Genomic DNA, 13,234 nt, shown 5'->3' with positions numbered 1-13,234 from the left:
TTTTAAGAAATTCCAATATGATGTAGAAATTCTTTACGAATTTCGGAATTTATATTGAAGGATCCTACTAATTTAGTAGTCACTGTTCTACTGTCTATATCTCTAATTCCTCTAGAATTTACACATAAATGTTTCGCTTCTATAACACAGGCTACATTTTTTGTATCTAACATTTCTTGTAAAGATTCTACAATTTGCATAGTTAAACGTTCTTGAACTTGTGGTCTTTTTGCATAAAAATTTACAATTCTATTAATTTTGGAAAGACCTATAACTTTTCCATTGGAAATATAACCAACATGAGCTTTTCCTACGATAGGAAGAAAATGATGTTCACAAGTGGAATAAACTGTTATATTTTTTTCTATTAACATTTGATTATACTGATATTTGTTATCGAAAATAGAAGTTGTTGGAGTATTTTTTGGATTTAGACCGCTAAATATTTCTTGAATAAACATTTTTGCCACACGTTTAGGAGTACGACGCAAGCTATCGTCATTCATATCTAAGCCTAATATTTTCATGATTTGAAAAAAATATTTTTCTATTTTTTCAATTTTATCTTCATCATTCATCAAAAAATACTTGTCTCGTGAAGACATTTCATGATTAGTTGAGTTAATTTTTTTATGTTTTTCTTCCATCATAGAATAAACTTAATCTATAGAATAACAAAGTTACGAAAAGGATTTTGTATGATTAATTTTATCATATTTTTCTTTATATGACTTTTATACCTTAAATAAGGAAGGAATTTTACAAACCGGAATAAGAATCATCTTGTGTTTATTTTTTTGATTTAAAATTTGATATCTTTTGAAGATTTTGTATTTCTCTTTAGAAAAATTACAATCTTTTTTTTTTGTAATTTTCATAGCCCATTCTAATTCTTCATAAGAAACTCCTAATTGATTTTCATCTGATCTTTCATCCTCCCAAAGTCCATCTGTTGGTTTTGCTTTTTGAATTTCATCTACTATATTTAACTCTTTTGCGAGAAAACGAACTTCGCTTTTAGTTAAATCAGCTATAGGATGTAAATCAACTCCTCCATCTCCATATTTTGTAAAAAAACCTACTCCAAAATCTTCTACTTTATTTCCAGTTCCAACAACGAGATAATTTTTCACGTTGGCGTAATAGTATAAAGTTAACATTCGAAGACGAGATTGAAGATTTGCCAGTGCTAAAGAAGATTTTTTATTTTTTTTATTAATTATATGACAAAAAGAAGTAAATAAAATAGATAAATCTTTTTTGAAATAAGAAACATTTGAATATGTATTAGTTAAAAATTTTGCATGTTTTTCAGCCAAAAAATTTTTTTTCTTTTCTAAAATAGGCATTTCCAAAACTATAGTAGGAAATTTTGTCATGGCTACTAAAGAAGAAGTTACAGAAGAATCTATTCCACCAGATATTCCAATTATAAAACCATTTGATTGAGATTGATCAATATATTTTTTTAACCAAAAAACAATATATTTAATGATCTTTTTTGTTTTCAATATAATAAAATTTATATGTCTTTAATTCTAAATTTAGAAACTTCTACTAAAAATTGTTCAGTGAGTATTGCTAAAAATGGATTATGTCTAGTCTCTATAGAAGAATATTCGAAAGAATATTTTCATTCAGAAAAATTACACACATTTATAAAATATGCTACAGAAATTTCTAAAATACATCTTAAAGATTTAAAATCTGTTTGCGTTAGTAAAGGGCCAGGGTCATACACCGCTTTAAGAATAGGATCTTCCTCAGCTAAAGGGTTATGTTATTCATTAGGGATTCCTTTATTATCTATGGATTCTTTAACTATTTTAAGTCAAAAAATAAATGTAAAAAGTGGATTTTTGATTCCAATGATACAAGCTAAATCTGATTTGTTTTATACTTCATTGTTTAATGAATCAAAAAAAAGATTATATCCAATTTCTATTAAAAAAATTCATGACGATTTTTTTACACGATTCACGAAAAATCAAAAAGTACACTTTATAGGAAATGTTGATTTTTCCGTAGAAAAATTGATTTCTAAAAAAAATTTTTTCTTTAAAGCTTATCCATCTGCAATAGATATGTCTTTTATTTCTTACGTAAAGTTTTGCGATAAAAAATTTGATGATATTGAAAAATTTGTTCCTTTTTATTTATAAATTTTTTAATAGACTACGATAAAAATCCATAAATTTTTTTAGAAAAGATACTCTTTCTGAGTAACAGAAACAAAATTAAAATTACTTAGATAAAGAAGGGTAAAATTATCATATTGAAACCATTATCATTCTCAAAAAGAAAACTCCGTAACATTTCGTAGTTTATACGAAAGTGTTCGAAAAAATAAAATAAGTAATGATTTTATATAATCAATGTAAATGTATGTAATAAAACTTTCCAAGTAACAAAAAGAGAAATATTCGAAATAATCAAAAAATGTTTCATAAAAATCATGATTAAAATTAGACTTCGAAATTTTTTAGAAATTGCAACTTCAATTATATTACTTTATATAATAATTTCTCTAGGATGGGAAACTTTTCGATTTTTCAATTCCGAAATGATTATAGGATTAGTCTTCATTATAAGTATAATACATATTTTTATTCTTTTAAAAACAGACTTAAAAAGGAATTATAAATTAATGGTTTTTTTGTCTTTTTTTATATTGGTAATTTTTATTATTTTCTCTTTATGGAAAATATTTTTATGTAATGATGAAAAAATAACAGACGACATAAAAATATATTTATTGGTTAGTTTAATTCTACATATACTTATTCGTGTTACTTATTTTATACGAATAATTTATTCAAAAATAAACAATCCTGCTTTTATATTTATTATAAGTTTTGTTTCCTTATCTTTCTTAGGTTCATTTTTGTTAATGTTTCCAGCATCTACAGTCAAAAAAATATCATTTATAGATGCTTTATTTACTTCTACTAGCGCTGTATGTGTTACAGGATTATCCGTATTAGATACAGCTAAAGATTTTACTTATTTAGGAAAGGTAATTATACTTATTTTAGTTGAATTGGGAGGTTTAGGGATTTTAACTATAACTTCTTTTTTTAGTTATTTTTTTAAAGATGGATTTTCTTTTAAAGAAGCTATTTTCGTTAGCAATTTTTTAAATACAAAAACAACAAGTAATGTTCTTACTCTAGCTGTAAAGGTAGTTATGTTTACTATAACAATAGAACTTATAGGAACTTTGTTAATCTATTGTTCTATTAAGGATCAAAATACAATAGAGACTGATAGTCCTTTGTTTTTTTCAATTTTTCATTCTATTTCCGCTTTTTGCAATAGTGGCTTTTCTACTCTTAGTAAAGGATTATATTCACATTCTGTAAGGTTTAATTATTTTTTACAGATAATTGTTGCTTTTTTATTAATATTAGGTGGAATAGGGTTTAATATTCTATTTAATTTTTTTACATATATATGGTTGACCATAAAAAAATATTTTTATAAAATTTTTAAAGATGAGTATCTTCATCATCCTGCACATATAGTAACTTTAAATACAAAAATCGTTGTAACAACAACTGTTTTTTTACTTTTTTTTGGAACTGTTTTTTACTATATCAGTGAATATCATTCTTCTCTTTCGGAACATTCTTCTTTTTATGGAAAATGGATTGCTTCATTTTTTTCTTCTGCTACGTCTAGAACAGCAGGATTTCATGTTGTAAACATGAATAATTTAGCTCCAATAACTATTTTTTTAACTATATTTTTAATGTGGATAGGAGCTTCTCCAGCTTCTACTGGTGGTGGAATTAAGACAAGTACTTTTGCATTAGCATTAATGAATATTATTTCTTTATCCAGAGGAAAAAATAGATTAGAAATAGAAAGAAAAGAAATACCTTCAGAATCTATCCGATTATCCTTTTCAATTATTATGTTATCGTTAATCGTGATATACATAAGTATTTTAATTATTATTTTTTTAGATCCTAAAAAAGATATTTTATCTATTTCTTTTGAAGTTTTTTCTGCTTTTTCAACAGTAGGATTATCTTTGGGAATCACTTCTAGTTTATCTAATGGAAGTAAATTGATTTTAATATGTCTAATGTTATTAGGAAGAATAGGGATATTTAACGTAATGGTTGGATTATTCAAGAAAAATAAAATTAGTTCTCATTATTATTATAGATTTCCTAAAGGAAATATACTGATTAATTAATATTAATAGATTTACATAATAAAAACATGAAGATTATAATTATAGGGTTAGGAAATTTTGGAAGATCTTTAGCTCTCAATTTAACGGATAATGGACACGAAGTGTTCGGTATAGATCATAAAATGGAAAAGATAGATTTATTAAAAGATCATATAGCAAATGTAGTATGTATGGATGCTAATAATGAATCTGCTTATAAAGTATTACCTATTCAACAAGCAGATTTAGGAATTGTAGCCATTGGAGAAAATGAAGGCTCATCAATAGTAACTACTGCAATCCTTAAAAAGAAGTACAAAAATCTTAGAATAGTTAGTAGATCTTTATCAAAGATACATGATACGATATTAGAAGCAATGGGAATCAGTGATGTTGTGCATCCAGAACAGGACGCTGCTTTTAGATTAACTAAACAAATATCTTTTAATTATGCTTTAGATTATTTTAGAGTAGATAATAAACATTCCATAGCAGAGGTTTTTTCTCCATCTTCTTTTAGTGGAAAATCTCTCAAAAGTTTGAAACTAACACAAAAATATTCTGTTTCTTTAATTACTGTAATACGAGATATTAAAAATCCTATGTCTTCAAAAGAAAATTTTACAAGAAAAGTAATTGGATTGGTTACAGGTGATACTATTTTGCAAACAGGTGATATATTGACTCTTTTTGGATCTAATAAATCTATAATGAATTTTTTAAAAGATAAAAAATAGGTTTCTATTTTCAATGTAAAAAATAAAATATTTTAAAGAATAAATAGAAAATTTTAAAATGTTTTTTTTATTAATTTTATTTCTTAACGGTTACATGTAGGGATATTTATAATTCTTACTTTCTTGAAAAAAAGGATTTCCTATTGAAGCATTTAATTCTTTCTTATTTATTTTATAACACAAAATATAAATGAAAAATCCACCTATTAATAAGATAGAACCTATTTCAGATATTCCATATTTTATATTTCCTTCTATATTAACATCTGGAGCTATCAAATTATAGATATCTATATAATGTCCAATTAGTAAAATTAAAGATACTGTAAACACAATATTAGGATTAGATTTGCTATTGCTGCTTATTAATCCAAAAAAAGGAATTACAAAATTTGGAATAAGCATCCAAAAATGAATGAAATTATACATTTCTTCTCTTTTTAAGAAATAGGCAATTTCTTCTGGAACATTTCCGTACCAATAAAGTAAGAATTGTGAAAACCAAAAGTAAGTCCATAATAAGCTACTAGAAAATAAATACTTACTTAAATCGTGTAAATGACTTTTTCTAAATAATGGAAAATATCCTTTTTTATTTAGGTAAATAGCTACTATTGTAATAGTTCCTATTCCTGTCACTAGATAACTACTAAAAACATACCATCCAAATAAAGTACTAAACCAATGTGGATTTAACGACATAATCCAATCCCATGCCATAAATATAGAAATAATAGAGAAAAATACAATAAAAATAACAGATATGAAATATAATTTTTTATAATCATTCAGAGAATGTGTTTTATATAATGTAGAAGATATTTTTTTTATTTTTAAATAAAAAAAACTGCATCCTAATACATAAATAATACTTCTTATTAAAAAAAAAGGAATATTTAAAAATAATTTTTTGCTTTCTATAATTTTATCAAATTTTATAGAGTTTGGATTATATAAATTAGAATCCATCCAATGAAACATATGAATCCAATCCATTGTATTTAATAATAAAATGATAAAAATCATAGAACATCCATATGGAATAAAAGATGCTATTATTTCCATAATAGGATGTAAAATAACAGACCAACCTGATTTTGAAACGTTTTGAATAACTAGAAAAAATAGGGATCCTAAAGAAATAGAAGTAAAATAAAAAATAGAAATATATAAACCTGTCCAAGGATTGTTGTTTTTTTCTGTTTCCTCATGTGTCAGAATTTTTTTTTCTTTATTAAAGTTTAAAAAATTTTTATTTTTTTCTAAATCTTCTAAAAGAATTTTGTCTAAAAAAATAAAAACAAAACCTATAATCATTATAAGAATAGCAATTCTTTTATTATTTTTAATAAATTGATACATGTTTATTTTTTATTTATTTTTTAGATACATAACGTATTCAGATATGTTCCATCTGTCCATTTCATTTAATTGAGAAGCATAAGAATTCATATTATTTTTACCGTATGTAATAACATAATAAACACTTCCAATAGTAATATTTCTATCTTTATAATTAGGAATTCCTAATATTTTTTCATTTTTTACTAATTGACCTTCTCCATCTCCATTATCTCCATGACATATAGAACAATTGATTTGATATAATTTTTTTCCATTTTTTAAAATATCTTCATTGTTATTTTCATGAACATGAAAAGGATATGTGATTATTTTTTTAGAATAATTAAATCCTTTATTTTCTATTTCATATGAAATAGAGTTATAAAAATCAGTTCTTGGAACCGTTCCTTTTACTGGTAAAAGAGAAGAAGTTTTACCATTCAAAAATAATGGAATTTTAATTTTTTTAATTTTTTTATAATAATAAAAATCAGGATCTGAATAAGGCTCATATGCGTCTGAATAATACATGTCTGGCATGTAAACTATATTTGGTTTTTTCTTATCCAACCAACAAGATCCTAATATAAATATAGAAGTCATATTTAATATGATAGTAATTCTATAAAAATTTTTCATTATTCAAGAGATCTTTAATTTTTTATAAAAACTTCCATTGCTCCATTATTTTTCAGTAAATTTACCAATCTTTTAGTATTTTTTTTAATTTTAATCTCTATTAAGAACATATTATCAGTGGTTCTAGGGTCTGGGTTTTTCCGAATAAATCCTGGAAATAATCTGCATTGAATAAGATAAGTAATACACATAAAATGTGCAGAAAAAAAAATGGATAATTCAAATATTACAGGAATAAAAGAAGGAATATTTCTGATCCAAGAAAAAGATGGTTTTCCACCAATATTTTGAGGCCAGTCTAAAATCATAGTATACCAAGTTAAAATACTTGCTATGCAAAATCCAAATAATCCATACATGAAAGACAAAAAAGATAAATTAGTTTTTTCTAATTTTAATACTTTATCTAAATTATGAATGGGAAAAGGAGAATAAACTTCATGTATACTAAAATCATTATTTTGAAGAATCTTAATACTGTTCATTAATGTAGAATCATTATCATATAATGCATGTATATATTTATTATTCATTTTCTTTGTTTTTGTTGTAAGGTTTTAAGATTGTTTTTAATTCTGATTGTGATATTACCGGAAATGTACGTATGTATAATAAATAAAGAACAAAGAACAATCCAATTGTTCCTATAAATATTCCAACATCTACAAATGATGGAATAAATCCAGTCCAAGAAGAAGGGAGATAGTCATGACTTAGATTTAAAACAATGATATCAAATCTTTCAAACCACATTCCTATATTTATAATTATAGCTATTACATAAGACCAAAAAAAACTTCTCCGTATATATTTAATCCATAAAAATTGAGGAATAATGATATTACAAATGATTAAAGTCCAAAAAGCCCACCAAAATGGGCCTGTAGCTGCCTCTTTAGAAAAATAAATGAATTTTTCAAATGGATTTCCTGAATACCAGGCAAGAATAAATTCTGAAATATAAGCCAATAAAACGATTCCCCCTGTTAACAAAATAATCATATTCATATATTCTATGTGATTTCTTGTTATATAACTTTCTAAAGAAAGAACTTTTCTAGCTACACCGAGTAAAGTTTGTACCATTGCAAATCCAGAAAATATGGCTCCTGCTACAAAATAAGGAGGGAATATAGTACTATGCCAACCTTTTATTACAGAAGTTGCAAAATCAAAGGAAACTATGGTATGAACAGAAAAAACTAATGGTGTACATAGACCAGCTAAAATCAAGGATATTTCTTCAAATCTTTGCCAATCTTTTGATGTTCCTCCCCATCCAAAACTAAGAATACCATAAATTTTTTTTTGAAATGGATCTGATACCCTATCTCTAATCATAGCAAAATCAGGTATTAATCCCATAAACCAAAAAACAGTAGATACAGAAAAATAAGTGCTAATTGCGAAAACATCCCATAATAAAGGAGAATTAAAATTAGGCCACAAAGAACCAAATTGATTAGGGATAGGCAATACCCAATGGGCATTCCATGGCCTCCCCATGTGAATAATGGGGAATAATCCAGCTTGGATAACCGCAAAAATTGTCATAGCTTCTGCTGATCGATTGATAGACAAACGCCATTTTTGACGAAATAATAATAAAACAGCGGAAATTAAAGTTCCAGCGTGACCAATACCAACCCACCATACAAAATTAGTAATATCCCAAGCCCAATTTATTGTTCTATTTAATCCCCAGACCCCTATACCCGTTCCTATTGTATAGATAATACATATTAATCCCCATAAAAAAGCTAAAATAGAAATGAATAAAGCTATCCACCATAGATTTCCAGCTTTTTTTTCTATAGGATTTAATATATCATCAGTAATATTTTTGAATGTTTTTTTACCTAAAATTAATGGTTTTCTGAGAGAGGAATCATAGTGATTTGACATAATTTTTCTATTTCATTTTTTTTTATCATTCCTTATTTTCACTTGATAAGAAACATTAGGTCGTATTCCTATAAAATCAAGAAGTTTATAAGATCTTGTATTTTTTATCTTTTCATAAATAAGACTATTTTCATTATTAATGTCTCCAAAAGTAATGGCATTTGTAGGACAAGAAATACTACAAGCTGTTTCAAATTCTTTATCTTTTATTTCTCTATTTTCTTTTTTTGCTATTCCTATAACATATTGCGTTCTTTGTATACATAAAGAACATTTTTCCATAACTCCTCTAGTTCTAACGACTACATCAGGGTTTAAAACCATTTTTCCTAAAGTATTATTCATATTAAAATCAAATTTCTGGTTATTAGAATAATTAAACCAATTAAAACGTCTCACTTTATAAGGACAGTTATTAGCACAATAGCGAGTTCCTACACAACGATTATAGACCATCATGTTTTGTCCTTGTTTTCCATGAATAGTTGCTCCAACGGGACATACAGTTTCACAAGGAGCATAATCACAATGTTGACACATAATAGGTTGAAAAGAAACCTTTGTATTATCATGAATATTTTCTTGATCAATATTATTTTGATTACTTTTAGAATAGTACCTATCCACACGTAACCAATGCATATCTCTAGATTTTCTGATTTCTTCTTTTCCAACAACAGGAACATTATTTTCTGAATGACATGCAATTATACAGGATCCACATCCTATACAAGCATTCAAATCTATAGACAAATTAAAATGATGTCCACTTTTTTTCTTTTCCTCTTTATTTTTATTTTGATTCCAAATAGAAATTTCTTGTGGAGAAAGCATTCCTTTGTAAGTAGAAATTTTTTCTTCTTCATTCCAAATTTCTTTATTTTTTGTTAAAAAAGTATCTAAATCTGTTTCTTTAATTAAATTTCTTCCTACTGTTGTATTTTGTAGTTGTATACAAGAAAATTTATGAATTTTATTTACTTTTTTTATTTGTATATCTTTTTGTATAATACAAAAATTATCGTAAATTTTGTAAGCATTTTTTCCGTTGCATAAATTGGATAATTTTCCATTTTTTTGTCCATAACCGAAAGCTAAACCTAAAGATCCTATAGCTTGTCCAATTTGAATAAAAACAGGAATATCCCGAATTAATATTTCATTATTTTTAATTAAATTTACACAGTTTCCATTTAAAGATCCATCTCCTTCATTCCAGTTTTTTAACTGCATTTTATCTGCATCAGAATATGAAATTGTTAAGTAATTATCCCAAGTAGTACGTGTTATAGGATCCGGAAGTTCTTGTAACCAAGGATTATTATATTGATATCCATCTCCCATACTGATTTTTGTATACAATCTTAATTCAAAATTATTTTCCGATTTTTTTTGATAATCAATTAATTTATATCTACATTCTTTTCTTTTTCTTTTACCAATGTTAAAAAAATTATTATTAGATTTTTTATTTTTTATCTGCACAACTCCATGGAATAATGCTTCATGAAAAGAAGAAACATTGGATTTAGGAATAATATTTTTTTCCCATGTTTCTTTCAAAAAATTGTAATAATCTTTATATTTCATTTTTCCCCAAATAATTAAAGAATCTTGTAATTGTCTTGTATCAAAAATCTGTTGAATAGTAGGTTGAATTAAGGTAAAAGTGTCAGTAATAGGATTTGTATCTCCCCAAGATTCCATCCAATGAGGAATTGGAGTTAAAACGTCTATTATTTCATTAGTATCATCTTGACTTGTTGATAAAGATACAGTTAAAGGTATTTTTTTGATAAATCTTTTTATATTTTTGGAAATAGATAGTGGGAGGCTATAAAGAGGATCGGTGTTGTGAATAAATAAACATCCTATCTTTTCTTTTTCTAAATCTTCCAGAAATTTTTTGAAGTTTTTATCGTTACTTTCTTTTGATAAAATATACTTATCATTTTTTAATGCATCACTATTAATTTTTTTATTAATTAAAAAAGATAATTCATAAGAATCTTGGTCTCCATCTGCGAAAACTACACTTTTAGATCCTATTTCCTCAATTAAGGACGCTATTTTCCTTATGGATCGATCTTTGGGTTCTTTTCCAAAAAAAATTTTTTGATAAATTTCAAATAACATTTTTTTTATTTCAGAAGGTCTTTTTGCTATTCTAACATCTGCATTTGCTCCAGAAATACTCATATTGCTCTCTATTTGAATGTGTTGCGACATTGATTTGCTAGGATTTCTATTGGTAACGTAACGTTTACCCATATTTTCTGGGCACCAATCTCCTAAAAAATCAGCATCAAACGACACTATCAATTCAGACTTTTCTAAATTAAAAAAAGGAAAAGCACGAACTCCAAATATTTTTTCCGATGCATCTAATACTTTGGAATATGAAATAGCATCGTAAGTAATCCACTTAGTATTAGGATAAATATTTTTAAAATTTTGAATTAATTTTTTTGTAGAAAAACTTGGAAAAGAAGAAGAAAGAAAGATTATATCTTTATTTGTTTTAGATATACTTTCTAAATGTTGAATAATGTAATCATCTATTTTTTTCCAAGAACTTTTCTTTCCTTTTAAAAAGGGATATTTTAATCTTTCTTCATTATAAAGAGACAATAAAGAAGATTGTATTCTAGCAGAAGTTGTATTAAAGTATTTTGAAGTTGAATTAGGCTCTATTTTTATAGGACGTCCTTCTCTTGTTTTTACCAAAATGCATCCTATATCAAAAGAATCAATCATTGTAGAAGCGTAATAATTTGGTATTCCTGGAGTTATAGAACTTGGTTTAACAATATAAGGAATAGATTGAATAACTGGACCTTTACAAGCAGCTAAAGTTACTGAAGCTGTGCTAAATCCTATCCATTTTAAAAAATCACGTCTAGAAGTTTTTTCTTTCAATATATCTTTAATTGGATTATAATTTTTTATCTTCTTATTCTTTAATTTCATAATAATTTTAGTTAATATCTTCCATTCATTTTAATAATGACATTTACCACATTCTGTCCCACCAACCATATCTACGGTTATTTTTTTTTCTTTTTTTATGTCATTGATAAAATACTTTTTATAATATTGATTGTGAATATCAACTTTTGCATTTCTATGACAAGAAATACACCATTCCATAGTAAAATCGTTGGACATCTCTACTTGATCCATTTTTTGAACATCACCATGACAAGCATTGCAAACTAAATTTACTTTTTTAAGTTGTTTGATCATTTTTTCTCCAGTTATAACATGTTGAGAATGATCAAAATAAACAAAATCTGGCATATTGTGTATACGTATCCATTTAATTGGATGAGTTTCTTTGGAATATTCTCTAGTTTCCGGATTCCATCCTACAGAATAATATATTTTCTGTATTTCTTGGTTATATTCATTTCTACTTTTTCCTTTTTCTAAATAACTTCCTTTATATTCATTAATAGTAATGTGACAATTCATACAGACATTTGCTGAAGGAATACTAGATACTTTACCATATTTTGCTGAAGAATGACAGTATTGACAGTCAATTCCATTGATATCAGAATGAATTTTATGAGAAAAATAAATGGGTTGTTCAGGCTTGTATCCTTTGTTAACATCTATTTTCATTAAAAAATTCCAAAATTCATATATCGTGAAAATAGACAAAAACCCTACAAAACAAGATAACATCCTCCATCTTATTTTTTTTCTACCTAAAATTTTTTTATATAAAATGTTTATTAAAAAATCCTTTTTTTCAAAAACTAAAGTTCTAGGTTTATTTAATAGCCTAGTTAAAAATTGAATTCTATATAAAGTCCAAAGTAATATTAAAGATAAAATACTAAAACAAAAAACAATTAATTTAGTTAGAAATTGTCCTTCTTCTATTTCATTTTTACTTTCATAATCTTTTTCTTCATGATTTTCTACTTTTTCTTTTTTTTTTATTATTGGATTTTGAATAAAGGATAAAATATCATCTACCTGTTTATTTGATAATTGAGGAAATAAATTCATTTCTAAATTTCCATACTCTTTATAAATAGCTATGGCTTCTTTATCTCCACTTTCTCTCAATGATTTATTATTTACAATCCATTTATGTAACCATTCACGACTTCTCTTTTTAGTTACTCCAGCTAAAGCTGGTCCTATCATTTTTTTTTCTAAATCTATAGAATGACAGGCTGTGCAATTTTTTTTAAAAAGAATGGCCCCTTCATTAGGATCCCCTTCATTAGCATTACCTTTTATTTTAGGAAAAAAAGTAAATAAGAGTAAGAAAAATACGAAAGATAAAAATTTTTTCATATTCATATAAATAAACAAAATTCATAATTTTGACAAAATAAAATATGGAATAAAAGAAAAAAATACCATTCTTTTGGAAAAAAAAATTCGTAAATTTCTTTTGTTAATCTTT

Annotated in this window: 11 protein-coding genes; 3 read left to right on the top strand and 8 right to left on the bottom strand. The window is 25.4% G+C overall.

Translation table 11 applies throughout. The annotated features are described in order from the left end of the window. Nucleotides 1–2: 2 nt before the first annotated feature. The gene (gene folE, locus H0H40_RS00345; RefSeq protein WP_185869101.1) at nt 3–650 is read right to left on the bottom strand and encodes a GTP cyclohydrolase I FolE; all 648 of its coding nucleotides are present in this window, start codon (nt 648–650) and stop codon (nt 3–5) included. 84 nt (nt 651–734) lie between these two features. Then, complete coding sequence (gene nadE / locus H0H40_RS00340) at nt 735–1,511, bottom strand: NAD(+) synthase (protein WP_185869100.1); 777 nt, start codon at nt 1,509–1,511, stop codon at nt 735–737. Nucleotides 1,512–1,526: 15 nt separating this feature from the next. On the opposite strand from nadE, the gene tsaB reads away from it, so the two are divergent. The 3 genes from tsaB to H0H40_RS00325 all read left to right on the top strand — a co-directional run bounded on the left by tsaB (nt 1,527) and on the right by H0H40_RS00325 (nt 4,920). Beyond that, the gene (gene tsaB / locus H0H40_RS00335) at nt 1,527–2,162 is read left to right on the top strand and encodes a tRNA (adenosine(37)-N6)-threonylcarbamoyltransferase complex dimerization subunit type 1 TsaB (protein ID WP_185869099.1); all 636 of its coding nucleotides are present in this window, start codon (nt 1,527–1,529) and stop codon (nt 2,160–2,162) included. Nucleotides 2,163–2,455: 293 nt separating this feature from the next. Next, nucleotides 2,456–4,204, top strand: a complete 1,749-nt coding sequence (locus H0H40_RS00330) for a TrkH family potassium uptake protein (protein ID WP_185869098.1) — start codon at nt 2,456–2,458, stop codon at nt 4,202–4,204. 26 nt (nt 4,205–4,230) lie between these two features. Further along, nucleotides 4,231–4,920, top strand: coding sequence for a potassium channel family protein (locus H0H40_RS00325; protein WP_185869097.1), 690 nt, complete (start codon nt 4,231–4,233; stop codon nt 4,918–4,920). 90 nt (nt 4,921–5,010) lie between these two features. Here the strand turns inward: H0H40_RS00325 and H0H40_RS00320 are convergent, their stop codons facing one another. Genes H0H40_RS00320 through H0H40_RS00295 form a run of 6 tightly spaced genes read right to left on the bottom strand, consistent with a single transcriptional unit; the run spans nt 5,011 to nt 13,128 of the window. Next, complete coding sequence (locus tag H0H40_RS00320; RefSeq protein WP_185869096.1) at nt 5,011–6,282, bottom strand: hypothetical protein; 1,272 nt, start codon at nt 6,280–6,282, stop codon at nt 5,011–5,013. A gap of 9 nt (nt 6,283–6,291) precedes the next feature. Beyond that, nucleotides 6,292–6,903, bottom strand: a complete 612-nt coding sequence (locus H0H40_RS00315) for a c-type cytochrome (protein WP_185869095.1) — start codon at nt 6,901–6,903, stop codon at nt 6,292–6,294. 14 nt (nt 6,904–6,917) lie between these two features. Then, nucleotides 6,918–7,436, bottom strand: a complete 519-nt coding sequence (locus H0H40_RS00310) for a DUF3341 domain-containing protein (RefSeq protein ID WP_185869094.1) — start codon at nt 7,434–7,436, stop codon at nt 6,918–6,920. Beyond that, nucleotides 7,429–8,808 (bottom strand): NrfD/PsrC family molybdoenzyme membrane anchor subunit, encoded by a 1,380-nt coding sequence (gene nrfD / locus H0H40_RS00305; RefSeq protein WP_185869093.1) that lies wholly within the window; start codon nt 8,806–8,808, stop codon nt 7,429–7,431. The genes H0H40_RS00310 and nrfD overlap by 8 nt, the downstream gene beginning before the upstream one ends. 12 nt (nt 8,809–8,820) lie before the next feature. Continuing rightward, entirely contained in the window at nt 8,821–11,778 is a 2,958-nt protein-coding gene (locus H0H40_RS00300; protein WP_185869092.1) for a 4Fe-4S dicluster domain-containing protein, read from the bottom strand. 30 nt (nt 11,779–11,808) lie between these two features. After that, nucleotides 11,809–13,128 carry a c-type cytochrome gene (locus H0H40_RS00295; protein ID WP_185869091.1) on the bottom strand — a complete coding sequence of 440 codons (1,320 nt, stop codon included), beginning with the start codon at nt 13,126–13,128 and terminating at the stop codon, nt 11,809–11,811. Nucleotides 13,129–13,234 lie beyond the last annotated feature (106 nt).

This window comes from Blattabacterium cuenoti (genome assembly GCF_014252295.1).
Lineage (GTDB): Bacteria > Bacteroidota > Bacteroidia > Flavobacteriales > Blattabacteriaceae > Blattabacterium > Blattabacterium cuenoti_V.
This window is presented reverse-complemented; position numbering and strand designations above follow the sequence as displayed.

Bases quoted from the DNA above. Each gene is read 5' to 3' on its own strand.
- H0H40_RS00295 (WP_185869091.1), bottom strand. From the start codon at position 13,128: ATGAATATGAAAAAATTTTTATCTTTCGTATTTTTCTTACTCTTATTT.
- H0H40_RS00320 (WP_185869096.1), bottom strand. From the start codon at position 6,282: ATGTATCAATTTATTAAAAATAATAAAAGAATTGCTATTCTTATAATG.
- H0H40_RS00330 (WP_185869098.1), top strand. From the start codon at position 2,456: ATGATTAAAATTAGACTTCGAAATTTTTTAGAAATTGCAACTTCAATT.
- H0H40_RS00325 (WP_185869097.1), top strand. From the start codon at position 4,231: ATGAAGATTATAATTATAGGGTTAGGAAATTTTGGAAGATCTTTAGCT.
- H0H40_RS00315 (WP_185869095.1), bottom strand. From the start codon at position 6,903: ATGAAAAATTTTTATAGAATTACTATCATATTAAATATGACTTCTATA.
- folE (WP_185869101.1), bottom strand. From the start codon at position 650: ATGATGGAAGAAAAACATAAAAAAATTAACTCAACTAATCATGAAATG.
- H0H40_RS00300 (WP_185869092.1), bottom strand. From the start codon at position 11,778: ATGAAATTAAAGAATAAGAAGATAAAAAATTATAATCCAATTAAAGAT.
- H0H40_RS00310 (WP_185869094.1), bottom strand. From the start codon at position 7,436: ATGAATAATAAATATATACATGCATTATATGATAATGATTCTACATTA.
- nrfD (WP_185869093.1), bottom strand. From the start codon at position 8,808: ATGTCAAATCACTATGATTCCTCTCTCAGAAAACCATTAATTTTAGGT.
- tsaB (WP_185869099.1), top strand. From the start codon at position 1,527: ATGTCTTTAATTCTAAATTTAGAAACTTCTACTAAAAATTGTTCAGTG.